Annotated in this window: 20 protein-coding genes and 3 pseudogenes; 11 read left to right on the top strand and 12 right to left on the bottom strand. The window is 65.5% G+C overall.

The genetic code is table 11. The features are described 5' to 3' along the window. From M8523_RS33165 to M8523_RS33155, 3 genes are all read right to left on the bottom strand, one after another. Positions 1-268: FAD-dependent oxidoreductase (locus tag M8523_RS33165; RefSeq protein WP_282589115.1), on the bottom strand; the 268-nt coding region annotated here is incomplete at its 3' end. Next, complete coding sequence (locus M8523_RS33160) at positions 265-1,080, bottom strand: FAD-dependent oxidoreductase (RefSeq protein WP_282589114.1); 816 nt, start codon at positions 1,078-1,080, stop codon at positions 265-267. The genes M8523_RS33160 and M8523_RS33165, both read right to left, overlap by 4 nt. Before the next feature lie 69 nt (positions 1,081-1,149). Continuing rightward, on the bottom strand, positions 1,150-1,248 hold the full coding sequence (locus M8523_RS33155; protein WP_282589113.1) for an NAD(P)-binding protein: 99 nt from the start codon (positions 1,246-1,248) through the stop codon (positions 1,150-1,152). A 650-nt stretch (positions 1,249-1,898) separates the two neighbouring features. Here M8523_RS33155 and M8523_RS33150 point away from each other — a divergent pair. Together M8523_RS33150 and M8523_RS33145 are read left to right on the top strand one after the other, a co-directional pair. Next, positions 1,899-2,051: a hypothetical protein gene (locus tag M8523_RS33150; RefSeq protein WP_282589112.1), complete on the top strand. Its 153-nt coding sequence runs from the start codon at positions 1,899-1,901 to the stop codon at positions 2,049-2,051. A gap of 138 nt (positions 2,052-2,189) precedes the next feature. Further along, positions 2,190-2,561 (top strand): Rossmann-fold NAD(P)-binding domain-containing protein, encoded by a 372-nt coding sequence (locus tag M8523_RS33145; RefSeq protein WP_282589111.1) that lies wholly within the window; start codon positions 2,190-2,192, stop codon positions 2,559-2,561. A 450-nt stretch (positions 2,562-3,011) separates the two neighbouring features. Here M8523_RS33145 and M8523_RS33140 read toward each other — a convergent pair whose 3' ends face one another. Continuing rightward, positions 3,012-4,091, bottom strand: a complete 1,080-nt coding sequence (locus M8523_RS33140) for an alcohol dehydrogenase catalytic domain-containing protein (protein ID WP_282589110.1) — start codon at positions 4,089-4,091, stop codon at positions 3,012-3,014. A 104-nt stretch (positions 4,092-4,195) separates the two neighbouring features. Between M8523_RS33140 and M8523_RS33135 the strand changes: the two genes are divergently transcribed. Both M8523_RS33135 and M8523_RS33130 read left to right on the top strand, forming a co-directional pair. Further along, positions 4,196-4,975, top strand: a complete 780-nt coding sequence (locus M8523_RS33135) for a helix-turn-helix transcriptional regulator (RefSeq protein WP_282589109.1) — start codon at positions 4,196-4,198, stop codon at positions 4,973-4,975. Positions 4,976-5,032: 57 nt separating this feature from the next. Then, positions 5,033-5,983 (top strand): IS481 family transposase, encoded by a 951-nt coding sequence (locus M8523_RS33130; RefSeq protein WP_282589108.1) that lies wholly within the window; start codon positions 5,033-5,035, stop codon positions 5,981-5,983. A 13-nt stretch (positions 5,984-5,996) separates the two neighbouring features. Here the strand turns inward: M8523_RS33130 and M8523_RS33125 are convergent. The 3 genes from M8523_RS33125 to M8523_RS33115 form a co-directional block, all read right to left on the bottom strand. After that, a protein-coding gene (locus M8523_RS33125) for an IS5 family transposase (protein ID WP_282589107.1) occupies positions 5,997-6,748 on the bottom strand; the annotation gives its coding sequence in 2 pieces (ribosomal slippage) (positions 5,997-6,418 and positions 6,418-6,748; 753 coding nt in all). A 180-nt stretch (positions 6,749-6,928) separates the two neighbouring features. After that, positions 6,929-7,195, bottom strand: coding sequence for a hypothetical protein (locus M8523_RS33120; protein ID WP_282589106.1), 267 nt, complete (start codon positions 7,193-7,195; stop codon positions 6,929-6,931). A gap of 213 nt (positions 7,196-7,408) precedes the next feature. Then, complete coding sequence (locus M8523_RS33115; RefSeq protein WP_282589105.1) at positions 7,409-8,008, bottom strand: helix-turn-helix domain-containing protein; 600 nt, start codon at positions 8,006-8,008, stop codon at positions 7,409-7,411. On the opposite strand from M8523_RS33115, the gene M8523_RS33110 reads away from it, so the two are divergent. Beyond that, the gene (locus M8523_RS33110) at positions 7,966-8,274 is read left to right on the top strand and encodes an SWIB/MDM2 domain-containing protein (protein ID WP_428351854.1); all 309 of its coding nucleotides are present in this window, start codon (positions 7,966-7,968) and stop codon (positions 8,272-8,274) included. The two genes, M8523_RS33115 and M8523_RS33110, sit on opposite strands and share 43 nt — an antisense overlap. A gap of 41 nt (positions 8,275-8,315) precedes the next feature. Here the strand turns inward: M8523_RS33110 and M8523_RS33105 are convergent, their stop codons facing one another. Continuing rightward, on the bottom strand, positions 8,316-8,747 hold the full coding sequence (locus M8523_RS33105) for a c-type cytochrome (RefSeq protein ID WP_282589103.1): 432 nt from the start codon (positions 8,745-8,747) through the stop codon (positions 8,316-8,318). Further along, complete coding sequence (locus M8523_RS33100; protein WP_282589102.1) at positions 8,744-10,342, bottom strand: flavin monoamine oxidase family protein; 1,599 nt, start codon at positions 10,340-10,342, stop codon at positions 8,744-8,746. Before M8523_RS33100 ends, M8523_RS33105 begins: the two co-directional genes overlap by 4 nt. Positions 10,343-10,423: 81 nt before the next feature. On the opposite strand from M8523_RS33100, the gene M8523_RS33095 reads away from it, so the two are divergent. The 3 genes and pseudogenes from M8523_RS33095 (at position 10,424) to hflX (ending at position 12,992) form a co-directional block, all read left to right on the top strand. Continuing rightward, the gene (locus M8523_RS33095) at positions 10,424-10,630 is read left to right on the top strand and encodes a hypothetical protein (RefSeq protein WP_282589101.1); all 207 of its coding nucleotides are present in this window, start codon (positions 10,424-10,426) and stop codon (positions 10,628-10,630) included. A 214-nt stretch (positions 10,631-10,844) separates the two neighbouring features. Next, positions 10,845-11,546: pseudogene (gene ctrA / locus M8523_RS33090) on the top strand (response regulator transcription factor CtrA). A gap of 87 nt (positions 11,547-11,633) precedes the next feature. After that, complete coding sequence (gene hflX / locus M8523_RS33085) at positions 11,634-12,992, top strand: GTPase HflX (RefSeq protein WP_282589100.1); 1,359 nt, start codon at positions 11,634-11,636, stop codon at positions 12,990-12,992. Between the two features lie 154 nt (positions 12,993-13,146). On the opposite strand, the pseudogene M8523_RS33080 reads toward hflX, so the two are convergent. Next, positions 13,147-14,433: pseudogene (locus tag M8523_RS33080) on the bottom strand (IS701 family transposase). Between the two features lie 46 nt (positions 14,434-14,479). Then, positions 14,480-15,166: pseudogene (locus tag M8523_RS33075) on the bottom strand (transposase); the annotation flags it as partial. A 620-nt stretch (positions 15,167-15,786) separates the two neighbouring features. On the opposite strand from M8523_RS33075, the gene M8523_RS33070 reads away from it, so the two are divergent. From M8523_RS33070 to M8523_RS33060, 3 genes are all read left to right on the top strand, one after another. Next, positions 15,787-17,349 (top strand): diguanylate cyclase domain-containing protein, encoded by a 1,563-nt coding sequence (locus M8523_RS33070; protein WP_282589099.1) that lies wholly within the window; start codon positions 15,787-15,789, stop codon positions 17,347-17,349. 210 nt (positions 17,350-17,559) lie between these two features. Beyond that, positions 17,560-18,393 carry an urea carboxylase-associated family protein gene (locus tag M8523_RS33065; RefSeq protein ID WP_282589098.1) on the top strand — a complete coding sequence of 278 codons (834 nt, stop codon included), beginning with the start codon at positions 17,560-17,562 and terminating at the stop codon, positions 18,391-18,393. Positions 18,394-19,042: 649 nt separating this feature from the next. Beyond that, entirely contained in the window at positions 19,043-19,294 is a 252-nt protein-coding gene (locus tag M8523_RS33060) for a hypothetical protein (RefSeq protein WP_282589097.1), read from the top strand. 729 nt (positions 19,295-20,023) lie between these two features. Here the strand turns inward: M8523_RS33060 and M8523_RS33055 are convergent. Further along, positions 20,024-20,206, bottom strand: a complete 183-nt coding sequence (locus M8523_RS33055) for a hypothetical protein (protein ID WP_282589096.1) — start codon at positions 20,204-20,206, stop codon at positions 20,024-20,026. Between the last annotated feature and the right edge of the window lie 443 nt (positions 20,207-20,649).

Here is a 20,649-nt window from a genome sequence, read left to right as displayed (position 1 = left end):
AACCGTGGCCGGCTTGAAGTCGGAATAGGTGGCCGGCTTCATATCGGAAACACTGGCCGGCATCGTCGGAATCCGCAGCTCGAACGACGGCGAAGCCGTACGCAAGCAACTGCTGCTCGTAGTCGGCCAACGCCGACGCCAGGCCGCGCTCACCCGCGGCTACCGCCTTGAGCGCTCGACCGAGCAGCGCGCCGTCGCGCATCGCCAGATTGGCGCCGCGCCCGAGCGTCGGCGTCATCGCGTGAATGGCGTCGCCCAGCAGCGTCACTCTGGTCGGAGGCTCCAGCATGCAGGGGACGCTGGTGTACATGTCGACAAAGAAGAAGGACGACGGATCGCCCGCCCGCACGACCTCGATCGAACGCGCGGGCCAGTCCGCCAGCATGTCTGCAGCGGTGCGTTGCAGCCGTTCGCTAGCCACCGACTCATCGTCTCGCGGTCGAGGGGGAAGCGCTCGTGACGTCCGCCAACGATCAGGACGATGTAGTCGTCGCGCCGTTGAATCTGCAGGCCAGAAGCAAGCATCCGTCCTGCGCGGTCCGGGGGCGTCGGAAAGAGGACCGAGCCGAGCTGGAGGAACACCTTCCGCTCGTCCCAGGCGATGGTGAAAATGTCGTCGAGCGCCTCCGGCGGCAAGAGGTCGCGTCCCTTCGCGATCGGAAGGCGGCCGTAGATCGCCCCCAGTCCCGCGTCGACCGTTTCGCATTCGGGCGCTCGCTGCGCCCGTACCGCCGAGCGGATACCGTCGGCTCCCACCAGCACGTCGCCTCCAGCGGTGGTTCCGTCGGCGAAATGCACGACGACCTGCGAGCCTCGGCTTTCGTAGCGGTCCAGCCTCTTCTCGAACTCGACCACGTCCTCCAGACCGGCGAGCAGGATTTGACGCAGCGTCGCGCGATCGACGTTGGCGTGCCCCGGGCCCCGGTCGGCGCCGTTCCAGAGCGCGGCATCATGCTCATCCGGCGTGGGCAACCGCTTGAGAATAGAAAGATCAGGGTTGAGGATGGTGGTGAAGGGCGCCGTCCACTGCGTGGTGGCGTTGAACACCGCCCACAACTCGGGCGTGAGCACCTCGTGCAAGGCGTTCAGCGCATCGGCGTCGAGGTGGAGGCGGTAACCCTGCGGGCGATCCCACGGCGTCTTGTCGCGCTAGAACACGCGAACTTCGGTCCCGGCCGCACGCAACGACTGCGCGAGCGTCAGCCCGCCGAGACCAGCGCCAACGATGAGTACTTTGAAACCAGGCATAGTTCGTCCCTCGGCCAAAATTGGCAAGGGACGTACCGGAAGCCTCGCCTCAGAACCGGCAGGGCACGTACGAACGCAAGAGCGTCACCCGGACTACCTACCGGGCCGTGACTTTTGCACGTCCAACAATTTCGGCTACTCCTTTGCCGGCGAGATGTCTACAGCGGCGACAAGCAACCGCTCTCGACCCGCCGTCCTGACCGATCGCGGTAGCCGGATGGCTACTCGCATGTCGGTCAACGGCCTCGGTCGGGACGCCCTGCCTTCGGAGATCGTTTCAGACACCCTGCGGCGCAACGGCCCACGACGCGCCCGCTCGGGGAGCCGCGACACCACGGGACCCGCCATGTGGCTCGCCCTCCGCGCCCTGGTGAATGCCGGCACCGAGCTGCTGGTCATCGACGAGCTCCCGACGTCGACGTGGTCAAGGCCGTGGTCGGCCGCTCGCCGGTGCTGCTGCGCGCCGACCAAGTCGACGCCATCGTCCGGGACCGCGACGACGCGGCGGGCGTCGTCTGGACCCGCTAGCGCCTCGGCATCGACCTCAGGGGCCTCGATGACCTCGCGGCGGGCGGGCTGATCCGGCGCCTCTCGGGACCCGTCGAGGAGATCCTGAAGGGCACGCGGTGCTGGCGTTCCGGGAGCGCTAAATGCTGACCGTCGTGGTGGCCCAGCGGCTTGGGTGCCGGAACCGCGACGTGCGGGCGAAGATGGCCGAGCTTGGGGTCGAGCCGGCATACGTGCTGCGGGATGAGAGGGGGCTGGTGTGGAGGCGGGCTGAGATCGAGAAGACGCTGACGTGAGGTCGTCCTACTCCGATTCGCCATCTGCAACTTTCTTCAAACGGCTCGTTAGAGATGCCAATATCACCGGGGACGACAAGGATAGCCGGAAGGATTATATACGGGACACGTAATCCTGCTGGCCGACCGAGAATACCCATGCAAACCGAAGAGGTTGCGCACCGTGGCCACGAAGGCGTCACCCCGCCCATAAAGGTGCTGCCACTGTCCGAGGGGCGCCGGCTGTTCGACGTCAACCTTTTCGGCCACGTCGGGATGATTCATGCGCTGTTGCCCGCTGATCGAGAGCGGCGGCTCGGTCGTCAACTTTTCTTCCTTGGCGGAAAGTTGGCGATGGCGACGTACGGTCCCTCCGCCGGCGCGAAGTTCGCGCTCGAAGCGGTCAGCGATGCGTTGCGCCGAGAGGTGGGGCAGCTTGGATTGAAGGTCATCGTGATCGAGCGGGTGCCGTCAAAACCGAGATGCTTGGGCAAGTCGCTGCCAATGGCGAGCACATCATCGATGGAATGACCACGGGGCAGCGTGGCCGCCATGCCACTCTCGTGCATTCAGTCATGTCGCAAGCACAGGCAGCCATCCCCAAGGGAGTGCCTGCCGAGGAGGCAAGCCGGGTCGTCGCGGACGCAATCACCAGCAAGCGGCCACGCACCCGCTACACCATCCGCCGCGCTGCGGCGATCATAGTCCGTCTCGTCGGGTTCTTGTCGGACCGGATGTTGGACAGCCTTCTCGCCCGCGGTCTCACGCCGCATCTTTTACGGCGCCACCCACGCCGTGAGCGCGAACGTCGCTCGCTCGTGGACAACGATCCTCGAGCCACACGTCGATGGCGGTTCAAGACCACGGTCCAGAACCTCGGACAGGGCCGGGCGCGGGAACATCTCGAAACCGAGACGCTGGACATGGAACTCAGGAGCAGGTGCAGTTGCTGGCGAGCGTGCCGGCGAGGACCTGCCGTCTTCAGGGTCGGATCACGGTTATGCGGAACGACCCGGCATGGGCTGCCGCGTGCGCAACGGCCTCGTTTGCGTTGTCCAGGGCGAACTCGCTGACCTCGAACTGGCCGAGGTCGAGCAGCCCGGCCCGGACCAGCGCGATGATCCCGAATACAGCGCTGGGCTCGAACATCCATTGACCTTGGATGCTGACGCAGTTCCGCATGATCCAGGGATAGGGTAACGACAGGTCATCGCCGCCCAGCATCCCAACTCCGCCCATCAGCACGGCCCGGCCGAATGGGCGTACTGCCATAACGGCGGCCCGCACCACCGTCGCGCTGACGGACGGCGGCAGGATGTCCAGCACGCAGTCAATCGGGCCCGATGCGGCGGCCTGCATTCGCGCGCGGTCCGCATCCTCGTTGCCGGCGAGGGTCACCGGCCGCACCCGCGAACCGAAGCGGCGCACTAGGTCGGCAAGTGTTCGTTCGTTGCGGCCGGGCGCCACCACGCAGCCCGCGCCCATCGCCAGCGCGGTCGCCACGGCGGCGCTGCCGTAGTTGCCGGTGGCGCCGCTGACCAGGAGCGTTTCCCCGGCTTGCAGCCCCGTCGCCAGAAGGCCGCCATAGGGCACGAGCGCCACGCCCGCCGCGCACCAGCGTCCCGCGTCCGCCTCGTCGATGACGCCAAGCGGGATCGCGTTTTCGGTCGGCACCATCATGCGTTCGGCAAACGGGCCGTTGTGGAAGTATTTCTGCAACCGCAAGCCCCCTTCCCCGCGGGAACTCCAGCCCTGCAGCGTGATGTCAGGGGCGAGGCCGCCATCGCGCGACCGCACGGTGGGATCGCAGAACACCCAGTCGCCGGGCGAAAGGCGGGTTGCATCCGGCCCGGTGGTGCGCACGCGGCCTACCGCCCCGCAGCCCGGCACCACGGGCAACTCCAGCGGATATCTGCGGGCACCACTGAACACATCGGCCGTGTAGGGCAAGACGCCGGTTGCTACGACATCCACGACGACCTCGCCGGTACCCGGGACCGGGTCGGGCACGGCGCCAATCGACAAGGGAGAACCGAATGCGAGGAGGGTGGCAGCTTTCATGGCGAGGCAGTCCCATCGTTGTGCATTGTAAATGGGCGAGCTTCGCAGGCACGTGAAGGACTGGTATGATCCTAGCATTGGCCACTACCTCCCAGGCGGTACGCATGATGGACACGGCCCGGAAGGCGTTCGGCGACTTTCTCCGTTCCCGGCGCGAGAAGTTGGAGCCACACGCGATAGGGCTTCCGACCGGAGGCCGGCGCCGGACTGCCTGGCTGCGGCGGCAGGAAGTGGCAGAGCTGGCCGGCATTGGCATCGACTGGTACATCCGGATGGAGCAGGGCAGGGCTGTTCGCCCTTCCGCCGCCACGGTGGATGCACTGGCGCGAGGGCTGCGCCTGAACGAGGCCGAGCACGCCCATCTGCGCGCACTGGCTCTGCCCAACATCCGCCCGGCCTTCGTACGCGAAACCGTGCCGAACACGGTGAGCCGAATCGTCGAGCGTCTTGAGCAGCCGGCCTACGTCACGGGGCGGCGGTGGGACGTGTTGGCGTGGAACGATGCAGCCTGTGCGCTATTCACTCATTTCGGCCGCGTCGCCGAGGCAGACCGTAATATCCTCATCTTTGTGCTGACCGACCCGGACGCACAGCGCGTGTTCGGTGCTGCCTGGGCCGGGCAGGCAGCGCGCATGGTGGCTCGGTTCCGTGGGACGCACGATCTGTGGGCTGGTGACCCGGCATTCACCGGCCTGGTGCGCAACTTGCGCGAGCGCACCCCCGAGTTCGCCGGCTGGTGGGACGCGCACGAGGTTGGCAGCAGCGCCGGCACCGGCGAGAAGGTGCTGTTTCACCCCGGTGCCGGCCCACTGCGCTACGAGTATGCGACGTTTCAGGTCAACGACGACCCGGCGTTGCGGCTCACGATGTATACCCCGGTCTAGGTGTTTGATCCCGGGGTTTGATGGTGCACTTTTCACGCGTGAGTGGAAGGAGGCACTATGGGCCAGGTTCACCATGGCAGCGCCACAACGACAGCGGCAGTCCGTCGAGCGATACAGCATAGTCAAGAGAGCCTGAGGGCACTCGCCAAGCGCTACGGGATCAATCCGAAGACGGTCGCGAAGTGGAAGAAGCGGATCTCGACGGCCGACCGCAAGACCGGGCCGTCAGATCCCAAGTCGACCGTGCTGTCGGTCGAGGACGAAGCCGTCGTCGTGGCGTTCCGCAAGCATACGGTGCTGCCGCTCGACGACTGCCTCTACGCCCTGCAGCCCACGATCCCGCACCTGACGCGCTCGTCCCTGCACCGCTGCCTGCAGCGTCACGGCGTCTCCCGGCTGCCCGATGTCGAAGGCGACAAGCCGGGCAAGAAGAAGTTCAAAAGCTATCCGATCGGCTACTTCCACATCGACATCGCCGAAGTCCAAACCGCTGAAGGCAAGCTCTACCTCTTCGTGGCCATCGACCGGACGTCCAAGTTCGCCTTCGCCAGACTCTCCCCCAGAGCCGGCAAGGTGGTTGCGGCCGAGTTCCTGCGCGACCTGATCGCGGCCGTCCCCTACGCCATCCATACGGTGCTGACCGACAATGGCATCCAGTTCACCAATCGTGCCTGCGATCGCTATGCCTTCTACCACATCTTCGATCGCGTCTGCGACGAGAACAGCATCGAGCATCGCCTCACCAAGGTGAAGCACCCTTGGACCAACGGTCAGGTCGAGCGAATGAATCGCACCATCAAGGAGGCGACCGTCAAACGCTTCCACTACGACGATCACGCGCAGTTGCGACAGCACCTCGCCGACTTCATCGACGCCTACAACTTCGGACGGCGACAGAAGACCCTCAAGGGCCTCACGCCCTACGAAGCCATCTGCAAACAATGGACATCAGAGCCAGAACGGTTCAGGCTCGATCCAATCCATCAAATGCCGGGACCGAACATCTAGGGGCTGTTGAGATTCACCTTGAGTTTATCACGGCCGCAGCCAGGTTGATGATGGCAGCGAAGCTCTCATCGGTCTTGTCGCTGCGCATGGCGACCCGTTTGAACTCCTTCAGCTTGCAGAAGAAGTTCTCGATCAGGTGCCTCCACTTGTACATTTCGGCATCGATCGCGAGCGGCATTGAGCGCCGGGGATGTTGCGAGATGACGACCTTGGCGCCGCGTGTATTGAGATCGGCAATGATGGCGTTACTGTCGAAGGCCTTGTCGGCGATTAGTGCGCCAAACTCGAGTCCTTTGATCAACGGCGCCACGCCGACCGTGTCGAAGCGGTGACCTGGCAGAAGAACAAAGCGAACCAAGTTGCCGAGAGCATCGGTCAGAGCAAGGACTTTGGTGGTCATGCCGCCCTTGGAACGACCGATCGCCTGGCCCGAAGTCCCCCTTTTGCACCCTGGCCGTGGCGGTGGACCTTGACGATGGTGGCATCGACCATGGCGTATTCCATATCGGGTTCGTTGGAGACGGCATCGAACAATCGCTTGAAGACGTCCGCCTTCACCCAGTCACGAAAGCGCTTGAACACGGTATTCCAGTTGCCGAACAGGGTCGGAAGATCGCGCCAGGAGCTCCCTGTCCGCGCGATCCAAAGGATCGCCTCCAAGAAGCGCCGGTTGTCCGCCCCACTCCGCCCAGGATCGCTCGGCTTGCCCAAGCAATGCGGTTCCATCTTCGCCCACTGGGCATCGGTCAAAACGAATCTTTCCATCCGCAGCTTGAATCACGACAACCGCCCCAGAGGAACCTCGATTCTCAACAGGCCCTAGCCCGAAGCCGATATGTTTTGTCACCAGTGTTTTGTCGTACCAATCCTACAAGGTCGGGCCGCGCCGCTCGCAGCGAAAAGAGCGCGGCTTGCGACAAGCCGTCATCTCGTGCACGACACCGCTTAGGGCAGGCCTACCGGTTGGCCCTCTCGGCGGCGTACCGCTTCTGGATCGGGACAGGAACGGCCAGGCGAGTTATGCTCGTCAAAGATCTCGGTCAGCTTTTTGGCGGTGTTCTCGATTGCCCAATTGCCCTTTGCGCACATGGAGCCAGCTAGGCGGCGCGCCTCGCTTGCCTGCGGTGGGGTGGCGAGCAGCAGCACGCGGCGAAGGTCGAGCCGCTCGACCTCATCGGGAAGTTGCGCCAGCGATCCGGATCCGAAGATCACCTCGCCCGATTGGACGTGTAGACGAACGGCTGCATCGGCTCCTCGCCTCGGACAATGATCGAAGCTCCCATCACGGCTCCTGCGGCCATTTGCGACGAGGACTCGTTTGCATCCGCGCGCCCAAGCTTGGATCAATGTCAATCTGGTCAAAATATGAGAGAAGACTATCGGATGGTGATTGTCAGCAAGGTGACCGTGCAGCGCCGAGCGAACTCACTGCGGCTTGATCTTGTAGGGAACGAGGCCCCTCTCCTGCGTACCGACATCGAGAACCCTGCTGACCGGCGGCACTGCGCGGTGGCGGCATGCGGACCGCTCGCAGACGCGACAGCCCGGCCCGATCGGTACGATTCCGTTGGTGTCGGCGAGGTCGAGGCCAGCCGCATACACTGTCTGCCTGGCATGCTCCACCTCGCAGCCGAGCACCACCGCCACCGAGCGGGGGCGGGCGAGGTGGTAGCCGCCGCCGCGTCCCACGGTTCGCGCCACGTTGAGGTACGTCACATCATCCGGCGTCCGGGCGAGTTGGACCAGGATCTGTCCGGGATTGGCGAAGGCTCGATAGACGTTCCAAAGCGGACACGGCCCACCGAAGCGCGAGAACTGGAACCTGGTCGCACTGCTCCGCTTGAGCACGTTGCCGGCGACGTCCGTCTTGACGAAGTAGAACGGCATGCCCGGCGCGCCGGGTCGCTGGAGGGTGCTGAGGCCCGCCGCCTCGGGTTGCCCAATTGGCGCCGATCGGGCATCAGTGCCTGCCCGGGACGATGATGAGGAACCACATGACCGAGAAGACCGCCGCCAAGGCCGCAAAGGTGATCCCCGCCAAGAAGCCTGCCTCCGCCGGCCTGATGAAGCCCGTGCAGCCCTCCAAGGAGCTCGGCGCCATCGTCGGGCATGACCCGATGCCCCGTACCGAGGTGATCAGCAAGGTCTGGGACCACATCCGCAAGCACGACCTGCAGAACCCGGCCAACAAGCGCGAGATCATCGCCGACGAGAAGCTGAAGGCGGTGTTCGGCCAGGACAAGGCGACGATGTTCGAGATGAACAAGCTGCTCTCGCCGCACCTGAAGTAAGGCTGGAGCGGGCAGGGCGCCGACCGGGCGCGAGCCGGCCGCTACGGTCGGGCGGCCTTGACCTCCGCCGCCGTCACGGCGTCCGGGTAGGCGTTGCCGAAGTGGGAGCGCACGTAGTCCGCGACGGCCGCGACCTGCTCGTCCGTCATCGACCGGCCGACGGCCGGCATCGCGCGCTGTCCGCGCACAACCACGGCGACGACGTAGCCGGCGGCCTCGAGGTTTTGGTCGCCCGCGAGCGATGGGTAGGATCCCGCGCCGATGGCGCCCCGGGCGTCGGCCATGTGGCAGCCCTGGCAAGCGTTGGCATAGAGGCTCGCGCCGTTGGTCTCGGCGAACGTCCGGCCGGGGCTCAGCATGTTGGGCGCCACGGGCGTAGGGAGCGCGTCGCCTGCACGCGTGGCCGAGGTGCCGGCCGCCGCGAGCGACGCGGCGAGCGCCGCGACCAGCCAAGCCGGGATGCGCCCGCTCATCCTCCGACGACCCGCTCGTGCAGGCGGCCGATCGCGTCGAGCGAGGACAGGATCGCGCCCTCCTGCCAGGCCGGCAGGTAGGACGCGTGCTCGCCGGCCAGAACGATGCGCCCGTCGATCCGGCAGAGGTCGTCGTAATGCGCGGCGCGCGCCTCCTCCGACCAGTTGCCGGCGCAGCCGAGCGTGAACGGCACGCGGTGCCAGGCGACGGCGATGCCATTGTCGAACTCGGCTCGGTACTGCGGGTGGATGGCCGCGCCGATGTCGAGGACGCGCGCCACACGCTCGGCCGGCGCCATCGAAGCGAACTCGTAGCCGTTCGCGCCCTCGAACGTGTAGGCGCCGAGCAGCACGCCGGGACCGCCGCCGTTCATCCCGGCGTTCGGGTAGGCGATCTGCCCGATCGGCAGGTCGGTGTAGCTGATGCCGCCGTAGATCGCCTCGTCCTCCTCCCAGAAGCGGCGCCTGAACTGCAGGCCGACCTTGAGCGCGGAGAGGTAAGGGACGGCGTCGATGGCCGCCTTCATCGGCGCCCCGACGTCGATCGGGATCTGGCTGAGGATCGAGAGCGGGATCGTGCAGACGCACCAGTCCGCCTTCTCCTGCGCCACCGAGGACGTGTCGGCGGCATCGGCGTAGGTGACCGTCACGCCGCCGCCGTCCTGCTGAATGCGGGTGACCTTGGCGCCGTAGCGGATGACCTCGCCGAGCGCCCGCCCGAAGGCCTTGCCGATCATGTCCATGCCGCCGACGGGCTGGAACATCGTCGTCTGGAACTCGATGGCCGAGAAGTTCTGGAGGTAGCGCCAGAGCCGCGAGCGCAGGACCTCCGACAGGCCGAGCGGCTCGCTGGGCGTCGGCGCGGCGCCGGGGCCGCCGCCCGGATCCTTCGCGTGGCCGCGATAGGCCGAGGTCAGCAGGCTCGCCTTGTAGGCGTAGTCGTCGTCGAGGGCGCCCCAGGACCGAAGGGCATGCAGAAGCATCTCCTTGTCCTCGGCCGAGACCGCCTCGTCGAGCTTGCCCTGCTGCGTGGCCTTCGCCAGCAGCTCGGAGACGTGCCCCTGCAAGTCGGCCTTGATCGCGCGGATGCGCTGCGGCCGGCCGTCGAAGGCCGACGCCGAATGGAGGTAGGCGTTGTGGTTGAGCTGCACGAAGGGCTCGAGCGCGACGCCGAGGCGCCGGCAGTAGTCGAGCAGCGCGCGGTGGTGGTAGGGGATGCGCCATGGGCCCGGGTTCAGGTAGAGCCCCGGGGCGAAGCCGCAGGATTGCCTGGCGCCGCCGAGCTCCGTGTACGTGTCGCCGCCCCGCAGCGTCCAGTTGCGTCCGCCGGGGCGCTCGTTGAATTCGAGCACCTTGACCTCGTACCCGGCGTTCCGGAGCTCCAGCGCCGCGGTCATTCCGGCGAGGCCGGCCCCGAGGACCAGCACCGAGGCGCCCTTCGGGTCCCCGTCGAGCCTGATCGGTCCGGCATAGTCGGATCCGGCGGCGAGCCCCAGGGTCGTCATCGCCCGGTACATCGCGGCGCTTCCGGCCGCCATCCCGATCATCGACAGGAGGTCGCGCCTCGTCGCCTTCACCGTTTGGTCACCCGCCATGCTCGGTCGTCCGGGCCGTCGTCTTGCTCGCGGCTGGCAGACCCTAGCTACCTTGGCGCCGCATGGGAACGGCGCCAGCGCATGCCGAGGCGTGCCCGCTCGTCGACGACGGATCGCCGCTACCCCATGGTGCGCTGGCTGGCCGTCCTGATCATGGGCGTGAGCGCTGTCGTCGGCGGCATCTGCGGCGCCTGGATGCTTCGCCGGGTCAACGAGCGGATGCTGCGGCTCGCCATTGTCGCGATCGCCCTGGCGCTGACGGTCGGGCTCTTCGTTCGCCCCGTCTGAGCCGCTCCGATCTTCTCGGCGCGCCGGCTGAGGAAGCGCCGGGGACGCCGCCTCGGCGAGCGTGTCCGGCTCAGGCCGTCAACCTGGCCCACATCCTTGCGGTAGTCCGGTCCAGCGACGGCAAGGCAGCCGGCTCCGAGGCGAGTGGGTAGAGACGTTAACAGTCGGTTGTTCTTAAGGCGGCATAAAGGCTTCCTGAAAAGGATAAGGCCTCATGCGCGTGCTGCTGATCGAAGATGATGCCAGCGTGTCGCGAAGCATCGAGCTGATGCTCGGTTCGGAGAAGTTCAACGTCTACACGACCGACCTCGGCGAGGAGGGCGTCGACCTCGGCAAGCTCTACGACTACGACATCATCCTGCTCGACCTGAACCTCCCGGCCATGTCCGGCTACGAGGTCCTCAAGACCCTGCGCATGGCTAAGGTCAGGACGCCCGTCCTCATCCTAGCGGGCCTCGCGGGGATCGACGCCAAGGTGAAGGGCCTCGGCTTCGGCGCCGACGACTAACTGACCAAGCCCTTCCACAAGGACGAGCTCGTCGCCCGCATCCAGGCCATCGTGCGCCGCTCGAAGGGTCATGCCCAGTCGGTGATCACGACAGCCGACATGGTCCTGAACCTCGACGAGAAAACCGTGACGGTGGCGGGGTCGCGGGTGCACCTGACCGGCAAGGAATACCAGATGCTGGAATTGCTGGCGCTCCGGAAGGGCAGCACCCTGACCAAGGAGATGTTCCTCAACCACCTCTACGGCGGCATGGACGAGCCCGAGCTGAAGATCATCGACGTCTTCGTCTGCAAGCTGCGCAAGAAGCTCAGCAACGCCAGCCAGGGCAAGAACTACATCGAGACGATCTGGGGCCGCGGCTACGTGCTGCACGACAACGTCGCGGAGCCTCGTGCCATCGCCGGCTGAACCGCAGTTCGCATCGCGCAAGCACGACCAATCCCGGTGCCGGCTCCGCTCGCCTCCGAGCCCCGCCTTGCTGTGCTAGAAAGACGGATGGATACCAAGCCACCCGTCTCGCGCGCCATCCTCGTCGGCGTCCAGCTCCCCGGCGTCGATGACGCGGCCCATGTGGCGAGCATCGAGGAACTCGGCCGCCTCGTGAAGACGCTCGGCTACGAGGTCGTCGGCACCCTGTCGCAGCGGCGGGAGGCGCTCGAAGGCGCGACCGTGCTCGGCAAGGGACGGCTTCACGATCTGGCTGCCCTCACCGGCGGCACGGGCGTGGTCGGCACGATGGCGACCGCGCCGAAGTCAAAGGCGCGCGAGCGCTTCGACGAGGACGCGGCCGGGCCGGCCGCCTTGCCGGTCGAGCCCGACCCCGACGCGCCGCCGAAGGCCGATGTCGTGATCGTCGACCACGAGATCTCGCCGAGCCAGGCCCGCAACCTCGAGCGGGCGACCGGCGCGGAGGTGCTCGACCGCACCGGGGTGATCGTCGAGATCTTCCATCGCCATGCGCGCAGCCGCGAGGCGAAGCTGCAGGTGGAGATGGCGCGGCTGCAATACGTCGTCCCGCGCCTGCGGGAATCCTCGACGGGCGGTGGCCGGCAGCGAGGCGTCGGCGCGGGCGAGTCCAACATCGACCTCGACCGCCGCAAGGTCCGGGACCGGCGCGCCGAGCTCAAGGCGCAGCTCGACGAGATCCAACGCGACGACGACCAGCGCCGCTCCGCGCGCGGCGACCAATTGCGGGTCGCGCTCGTCGGCTACACCAACGCGGGCAAGTCCTCGCTCATGCGCGCGCTCACGGGGAGCGAGGTGCTGGTCGCCGACCAGCTCTTCGCGACGCTCGACACCACGGTGCGGGCGCTGCGGCCGGAGACGTTGCCGCGCGTGCTCGTCTCCGACACGGTCGGCTTCATCAAGAAGCTCCCGCACGACCTCGTCGCCTCGTTCCGGTCGACGCTGGCCGAGGCGCTCGACGCCTCGCTGCTGCTCTACGTGGTCGACGCGTCCGATTCGACCCACGAGGCGCAGCTCGAGGTCACCCGGTCCGTCCTGCACGAGATCGGCGCGGACGCGGTTCCCTCGCTGCTGCTGCTCAACAAGATGGATCGCGTGGACGAGGCCAGTCGGGCCCTCCTTGCGGCCAGGCACCCCGAGGCGGTCTTCCTGTCGGCAGCCTCGGCCGACGACGTCGCGGCGCTGCGCGGGACGATCATCGCCTTCTTCGAGTCCGCAATGGTGGAGGACCGGCTCACGCTGCCCTACGCCAAGCAGGGCCTGCTCGGCACCGTCTACGAGAATGCGCGGGTGCTCTCGGAGGAGTTCGACGCAGACGGCCGCATCCTGCACGTCCGCGGCCTGCCGGGCGGGATCGCGCGCCTGCGGAAGGTGCTCTCGGCTTCCTAGCATTACAGTTGCGTTTTTAGCTTGAGATGAGCGCGTTTTGCTTGGGCTTGGTGAGCGCGTCGCCAGGATGACCATGCGATGATGGCGGAGGGGTGGAGGCTACGTTGCGCGAGCCGGTTGGTGATGCGCCGGATTTCCTGCACGGACCAGCGGATCAGGCTTGGCGTCGCTGGGTCTGCCGGATCACCCGGCGCAATGTTTTTGGGGGCGTCGGCAGGGTGTTGGCCTTGTGACGGATGGCCGCCATCAGGCGAAGGCCAGCATGACGAGTGAGACGTGGCGATGCCAGCCATGCCAGGAGCGGGTCTCGTTGTGATCGAGGCCGAGTTCGTTCTTGGCGGTCTCGAAACTGTCCTCGATCCCATCCGCCAGCCACCCCATCCCGCTTTGCGGGCGGGGTCCCCTGGCTGGCTCCGCCCAGCGGTGGCCTTCGATCCTGACAAGAGTAGCGATGTCGGTTCCGGCCGGGCACCAGGTTGTGAAGAAGGCGAGATCGCCGTCGGCAGTGTTTCGGCGGATGAGCAGGCCGCGTGTCCACAGGCCGGTTCGATCCTTGTCATATTCGGCGGCATTGAGGTCGGCCAGGGCACAGTAAGCCCAGTCATGAAGCCGTGCGCCCTTAGAGCCGTCCCCGGCCGAGAGGCGCTGCCAAACAGCTTCGTCCAGGCCTGCTGCAATCTGTTCGGCGGTGCCAGCGACAGGTGGACTGGTCCCCCAGGATCTGAAGTGGTGGGTCGAGTTGACCCCGAGCACATAGCCCTTGCCAGCACGCCGCAAGGCCGTTTCGAGGTCTCCCACACCGTAGACGCTGTCGGCCGCGACCCACGCGAACGGCACGCCGGCTGTGATCGCCTGCTCGATCATCGTCCACGCCAGCCGCGGCTTGGTGGCAAAGGCCGTCTCTGCAGGGACGTGCGCGGCCGTCATTCGCGCGGCATCGTCCGTCCAGACCTTCGGCAAATAAAGAGCGCGATCGATGAAGGCGTGCCCTTTGCTGGACACATAAGCCGCGAACACACCGATCTGGCAGTTCGTGACCTTGCCCGCCGACCCCGTATACTGGCGCGCCACGCCGCACGACGCCTTGCCTTGCTTCAGGAACCCCGTCTCGTCGATGACAAGAACCGCATCCTCGGCCGCCAGATGCTCGACGACATAGTCGCGCACAACGTCACGCAACCCATCCGCATCCCAAGTGCGCCCTTCCCAGCACCGCCTGTTGACGCCAGGGCCCTGGGTCACCCGCCGCTTCCGCCCGCATCCACCCTGTCTTGCGCCGCTCTTCACCCAGCAGGCCATCGAGAAAAAGCCCGGCTGAGGCTGCCATACGGGCCTGCTGGAACAGGGGCCGCAACCGAGCCTTCACATCACGAAGTCCTGACGCCCATAGCTCCAGCGTCGCCTCAATCGATGCTCCCACCATCCATGACCTCCGAATCATGGTGGTTCAGTGATTCAGAACACACTAAAGACTGCAACTGTAGTGCTAGAGCGTCGAGTAATCCATAGCCGTCGGCGCCGATCTGGACGGCGTAAGCATCTCGCTTGGTCTCTGTGTCCGGCAGTCGCATATCCTCGATCCGACGGCCATATCGGGCGTACCAGTCAGAGGGTGCAACCTTGCGTAACCAATCCGGCTCGATCACTGCAATTGTATTCAGCGCGGCTCGCATGGTCTCGCCGATTAACTCGAGGCGATTGAGAACCCGCAGAGCGCCAAGAACGTGGGTCGAGTCAGTTCGCTGACGACCACGCTCTTTCAACAGCCCAGCCGATCTCGCCGCGCCCAGGACCCTGTCGAGTAACCTCTCTTCAGCATCGTACTTCAACAACCTCGAACGAAACTCACAAAGAACGCTGTAGTCGAAGCCGGGATCCGCCAGCTCCAGGGCAAGCAGATACTTCCAATCGATCCGGGCCCGGGCGGCTTCAGCCGCCTGCCGATCGCTCAATCCCTCCCGAAACTGCATGAGCGTCACAAGTGCAAGGCGCCAGGCCGGATAGCCCGGCTGGCCGCGATCTGGGTAGAGGTCGGTGAAGTCAGCCTCGGTGAACACAGTGCCGAGCTGGTCCCTCAGCAGGATGTAGGGCGAACCGCCCGGAAAGGCGGCGCAGGCAACCTGGGCGGTTTGCATGGGGACGGTGATGATGGATTGCTTGCGTGGTGGCGACATGGCGGCGGTCCTCCCGCAATCGGGAATCCCGAACCAGCCTCATTGGATTCATTGCCCCCTCATATTCGCCAACAGGGTCCGATCGTTTTCCGAACATATGTCGTAGCTCCTGTCGACTCTTCCCAGAACCTGGAAAGGCCTGCCCACGACCGGCCCTGCTCGGGACCGGCTGCACCGCTTCCGAGCAGGCGACGGAACGAAGCGGACGGCTGCGTCACCCCGCGTGCGATCCACGGAACCTATCGGCGCAGGGCGGTCGCAATAAGCGAAACCCAGCGGCGCTCAGTAGCGACTTCCCGCGCTCGTTGGGGCGGCGCGCGTACGCGCGAAGTCCGCGCTGCGGGGTGGGTTCTACCCGGGGGAGAAACGATCCGGCGCGAACGGGGCGGGTGACGGCTCACCGCAGTCCCGTTCAGGATGTCCGCGGCCGAGGGCTCGGGCTTGCCGTGCAGCCTGCGAGCGCAGAATGGGCCCAGGGCGAGCAGCCGGGACGCCGCGTCTGAGCCGATTGGGTCGCGGTCGCCGGCTTTTTCGGAGCCGAACCCTTAGCGATTCGTTTTCGGCTCGGAGCCTACCTTGCTTGGCTGCACGCTGCGGCGTGCAGCCGTTCGGGATGCCTCATGCTTGGTGCGGAAGTGAAGCTGCTGCTGGAAGCATGCCCTTCGGCCGTGATCGTGCTGGATCCGGCCGAACACGTCGCGTTCGGCAACCGCGACGCCCGCGACCTTTTCGGCTTGGGAGAAGCCCTGGTTGGCACACCCGTCGCGGTTCTGGTGCTCCACTGGCCGCTACCCAACTGGCAGGGCTCGCGCGTGGTGTTGAGAGTGTGCGGCGGCCAGGAGCGATCCTGCACGGTCAGGGCGTCGTCGCACCCCGGACCGGACGGGCCGGTCACGACAGTGTGGATCGATAGGGATCAAGCCGCGGACCCTGCCGTGAGCGATGCCGAGCTTCGCCTGCGCTACGTGATCGATATGCTCCCGCAGGCGATCTGCATGTTCGACGCCGACGACCGCTACGTCTTATGGAACCAGCGCTACGCCGAACTCTACGCCGACATCGCCGAGCACCTGCGGCCGGGGATTGCGTTCGAGGACATTCTGAAGCTAAGCCTCAAGAGCGGTCAGATCCAGGAAGTCATTGCGGACCCGGACGCTTGGCTGAAGGAGCGGATGGCCAAGTTCCGTCGGCAGCTTTCCCAGGAGGAGCAGCAGCTGCGCAACGGACGGTGGCTGCGGCATGACGACCGCCGCACCCCCGACGGGGGTGCCATCGGCATCCGCATCGACATCACGGAGCTCAAGCAGCGGGAAGAGTGGCTCCGGCAGCTGTTCGATGCCAACCCCATGCCGATGCTGCTGTGCGACGGGCGGTCCCTCGCCATCCTGGAGGTGAACCGAGCGGCCGTCGCCTTTTACGGCTTCGCGGAAGCCGACATGCTGGCCAAAGCGGCCGAAGACATGCACATCCCCGACCAGAAACAAGCGTTCGTAGCCAAGGTCCTCGGCGGCGGCGAGGCACGCACGGTTTGGCGCCAGCGCATGGCCGACGGCCAGGAGCGGCACGTGCTCATCCACGTCAGGATGCTCCAGAAGCACGGCGACTGCCAGGTCCTCCTGACGGTCGCCGACGTCACCGACCGCGTCCTGGCCGAGGTCGAGGCGACGCGGCTGGCCAACCACGACGTCCTGACCGGCTTGCCGAACAGAATGCAGTTCTACCGCGCGCTCGACGACGCACTGCAACCGGAAGGACGCGCGCGCGTCGCCGTCTACTGCCTCGACCTCGACGGCTTCAAGCCGGTCAATGACGAGTTCGGCCACGCGGTCGGCGACGAGGTCCTGAAAAGCGTGGCCGAGCGGCTCAGGGCAGTCGCGAAGGAGCACCTCGTGGCTCGCCTTGGAGGAGACGAGTTCGCGGTCCTGGTCAGGGACTGGAACGAGATCGACACCGACTTGGCCGACCGCTGCGTGGGCGCCTTCCGCAAACCCTTCGTCATCAGGACGCTGCCGATCACGCTCGGGGTCAGCATCGGGATCGCGGCGGCCGAAACCGCCGGGACGGATCGCGACGCGCTCGTCCAAGCGGCCGACGGTATGCTCTACCAGGCGAAGGCTGCTGGCCGGAACACGTGGCGGATGACGCCTGCCGAGGTGCCGGGATCGGCGCGGGCGGCAAAATGAATAGCCGAACCGTGGGGCGCCGAGCGCAGCCTGTTCGCCGCGGGATCGCCCGCGCGCTGCTCGGGCGCCGGTGCTCGCCGGAGTATGGTTCGGCAAAGTCGCTTGCGCTTCGGCGATCAGATCGGGCTCAAGCTTACGAGGTCGCGACGGCCGACTGGGGGGTCATCCCGCAAGTCCTGCCCGGTCGCTACAGGATCGGATCCATTGATCATGCCACGACACCCAACAACCTCCGCCCCTCGCGACGCGGACGAGCGCCGCGGCAAGCCCGTAGTCGCGGTCTACTCGGTCGACACGCTTCCCAATGCGGATATGGAGCAGTTGGAAAGGCTGCGGCAAACGCTCGAAACGGTGCAGGAGATCATCGTTCCGCCGCGCGCCGCGCGGACCTTCCAGGTGCCGAAGGGGCAGTTCTTTCGTATCAACAGCATCGAGGGCGCCCAGGTGGGGGACCTCAACCTGTGGAACGCCAACGACCTGTCCGAGCGGTTCTTCAGCGGCAAGACGCGCGCGCTGCACGCCACCCACATCACTACCGGGGACCAGCTGTGGAGTACGATGCCCCATCTTCGGCCGATGGCGACCATCACGCACGACACCCTCGACTGGTACGGCTGGGACGAGGACGGGGCTGGCGTGCACGACGTTATCGGCACACGCTGCGATCCCTACACCCACCGCCGGCTCACCGGGACCGACTACCATTTCTGCTGCCATTCCAACCTGACGCGTGCCCTGGCGTCGGAACGGAACATGTCGACCACCGAGGCGGAGCCTCTCGTGCACGACGTTCTCAATGTCTTCATGTGCACCGGCTTCACGCGTGATACGCACCAGTACTTCATGAAGGCCAGTCCGGTCAGGCCCGGAGACTACCTGGAGTTCCATGCCGAGATGGACCTCCTATGCGCCCTATCGGCCTGCCCGGGCGGGGATTGCGGCGCCACGCACTCGAGCGACGTCCCGGCCTGTCATCCGCTCAGGGTTGACGTCATGCGCTGCGCTCCGAACTCGGGGCGGAACGGCCCGCAACCGGACAGGTGATGCGTAATTTCCCGGACCGTACGCAAGGTATCGGCACTGGCGGGGTGAAGGGAACGGCTAGAACGCGACGCGCCGACCATCGCCCGAACGACCGTTTCCGGGTAGCGCGAGCCGGCTCGGCACCGTCCGGAAACCGCCCAAGGACGAACGCGCGGGGTGCCCGTACTATTGTGAAATCGCCCGATCGTGGGTCTGGCGCAGTTTGCGTGCAGTTTTCGTTTGATTCAGGCTGTCGCCACCAACCGCGCGCGCAGCAGATCGACCTTGGCGCGCCCATACATATAGCGGCGCGCAATCGAAATGTGGCCGACGCGCAATCGAGGGCTGTTTCCGACGCACATTCGCTGAGACCGGAGGCGAGCCCCGACGCACAATATTTGAGACTGGGCGCATGATCGGAGAGACGGACGCGAGATCATCCGGACCGACGCAGAATGCATGAGACGCAGAAGCCCCTTGTCCGGCAAGCCGCAGTTGAGGGGGTCAACCGTGGGGTGATTTCCAGGCGGTTTTATGGTGAGGGATCGAGCCCATCTCGCGCCGAGCGGGAGCCGTCAGAAAAACGGCCGTTTTCCTTGTAGCCAAACCGCGATCGGTGTTGCCCTGAGTGGCATGATAGGCATCACCAAAGCAGGATGAGGTGCCACGCATGTTCGCCATTCTCCGGCAAGCCGGCGGCCGTCGGTATGAGGTCGATTTCGAGGACGACGCCGTCGTCGTCGATGTTGCTATGAACGCGACCACGGTCCAGATCACGATGACGGCAGCCGACGACGACGATCCCGAAAAGAAGCGCTTCGTGACTGTCGCAGTCCCGCGCGAGGCGTTGATCACCGCGCTGGCCGTAGCCGGTCGCTGTGCCGGTCCGGGCAGCAAACAGAAGCCGAAACTCGTCTCGTAGCGCTCCGGCCGTCAGACTTCTGGAGGAGATGCGCGCCGCCGGCCTGCAGACCTATCCGTCTCACGCATTTTGCGTCGGCCTGGACGATCTCGCGTCCGTCTCATCGATCGTGCGCTCAGTCTCACGGAACGTGCGTCGGAGGTTGTCTCCAGTCTCAGCTAATGTGCGTTGAAATGACCCTTGATTGCGCGTCGGCCACATTTCGATTGCGCGCCGCTACACATAAGGATGTCACATTGCGCATGAATGTCAGCAGCGCATCGGGTAATGTGATAGTTTGGTAGCCACTGCTCTTGACCCGTCTCGCTCCGGGTGCCCACCTCTCTTAAGCTTGGCGGGAAGCACGGGGCGGATGCAGATGTCGGACAGACGAGAGTTATACCGCAGCCCGAATGGTGATACCTGGTCTCTGGGCCGTGAGCCGCAGGATGGTCATGCCTTCGTTATTCATCAGGCGAACGGACCATCGGGTGGTCATCTATCCCCCATTGCGCTTGGAGATTTCTTGGCCTCGGGAGCGAACGGACCAGAACATCAGGCTCTACTTCGCCTGATCGGGACCCTGGTGGAGGTGCCTCCCTATGCCGAGGAGGCTATCACCTGATTTCCAATCAGGTGCTCTCAGGCCGTTCTGTAGAGGGGAAATCTGGAATACAGAGGCGTTTTCTGCACCGGGGTACCGCAAGGGTGGCGCAAGAGCTGAAATCAGGCCGTTTCGGCCGCCGTACCTCAGCCTCGAATGAGGCTCAAATCGTCGGCTCTGACCATGAACACACCAGCCTCACAACGTAGCACCGTCCGTCCATGGTCTTCATGGTTGCCGATGATCGTCACCACGTCACCGTCACGGCTCTCATTCCGACTGCTCAACTCCGCGATGGTCACTTCATATTCGAGCCGGTCGATGCGCATCGGACCCTGCATGGAACAACCTCGACTGCGGCGAACAGGTGAAGGGGCGGCCGAAACCGCCCCTTCGTTTTTTAACCGAGAGCTTGCACAAAATGTGTGATAGCGAGGGCAAGGTAGAGGGCGGCCGTGATCCAGTTCATGGTTATCCTTTCTACTGTGCGCCGCACGCCGAGGGTAAGTTTCGAGGCTGATCCCTCGGCGGCGGTTGTCGGATTGTTGCCGGGAAATTCCGGTGAATCAGCTCTATCACGATGCTGGGCAGCGTGACCATTCGCGCCCCCCAGCCGGCCGACAGCAAACTACGGGCGTGTCGCAAACCCTGTTGAAGGTTATAGCCGGCCCTATTCACGGACGCGCTTGGATTTCGCCAGTTTGGCGGCCCGATGCTTGCGGTCGAGGGTCATCGTGCAGCGTGAGGAGCTGTTCAGGATGGCGGCGATGTC

The sequence above is a fragment of the Lichenifustis flavocetrariae genome (genome assembly GCF_026130545.1).
Taxonomy (GTDB): domain Bacteria; phylum Pseudomonadota; class Alphaproteobacteria; order Rhizobiales; family Beijerinckiaceae; genus Lichenihabitans; species Lichenihabitans flavocetrariae.
This window is presented reverse-complemented; position numbering and strand designations above follow the sequence as displayed.

Bases quoted from the DNA above. Each gene is read 5' to 3' on its own strand.
- M8523_RS33155 (WP_282589113.1), bottom strand. From the start codon at position 1,248: ATGCCTGGTTTCAAAGTACTCATCGTTGGCGCTGGTCTCGGCGGGCTG.
- M8523_RS33150 (WP_282589112.1), top strand. From the start codon at position 1,899: ATGCTGACCGTCGTGGTGGCCCAGCGGCTTGGGTGCCGGAACCGCGAC.
- M8523_RS33145 (WP_282589111.1), top strand. From the start codon at position 2,190: ATGCAAACCGAAGAGGTTGCGCACCGTGGCCACGAAGGCGTCACCCCG.
- M8523_RS33140 (WP_282589110.1), bottom strand. From the start codon at position 4,091: ATGAAAGCTGCCACCCTCCTCGCATTCGGTTCTCCCTTGTCGATTGGC.
- M8523_RS33135 (WP_282589109.1), top strand. From the start codon at position 4,196: ATGATGGACACGGCCCGGAAGGCGTTCGGCGACTTTCTCCGTTCCCGG.
- M8523_RS33130 (WP_282589108.1), top strand. From the start codon at position 5,033: ATGGGCCAGGTTCACCATGGCAGCGCCACAACGACAGCGGCAGTCCGT.
- M8523_RS33110 (WP_428351854.1), top strand. From the start codon at position 7,966: ATGAGGAACCACATGACCGAGAAGACCGCCGCCAAGGCCGCAAAGGTG.
- M8523_RS33105 (WP_282589103.1), bottom strand. From the start codon at position 8,747: ATGAGCGGGCGCATCCCGGCTTGGCTGGTCGCGGCGCTCGCCGCGTCG.
- M8523_RS33100 (WP_282589102.1), bottom strand. From the start codon at position 10,342: ATGGCGGGTGACCAAACGGTGAAGGCGACGAGGCGCGACCTCCTGTCG.
- M8523_RS33095 (WP_282589101.1), top strand. From the start codon at position 10,424: ATGCCGAGGCGTGCCCGCTCGTCGACGACGGATCGCCGCTACCCCATG.
- hflX (WP_282589100.1), top strand. From the start codon at position 11,634: ATGGATACCAAGCCACCCGTCTCGCGCGCCATCCTCGTCGGCGTCCAG.
- M8523_RS33070 (WP_282589099.1), top strand. From the start codon at position 15,787: ATGCTTGGTGCGGAAGTGAAGCTGCTGCTGGAAGCATGCCCTTCGGCC.
- M8523_RS33065 (WP_282589098.1), top strand. From the start codon at position 17,560: ATGCCACGACACCCAACAACCTCCGCCCCTCGCGACGCGGACGAGCGC.
- M8523_RS33060 (WP_282589097.1), top strand. From the start codon at position 19,043: ATGTTCGCCATTCTCCGGCAAGCCGGCGGCCGTCGGTATGAGGTCGAT.
- M8523_RS33055 (WP_282589096.1), bottom strand. From the start codon at position 20,206: ATGCGCATCGACCGGCTCGAATATGAAGTGACCATCGCGGAGTTGAGC.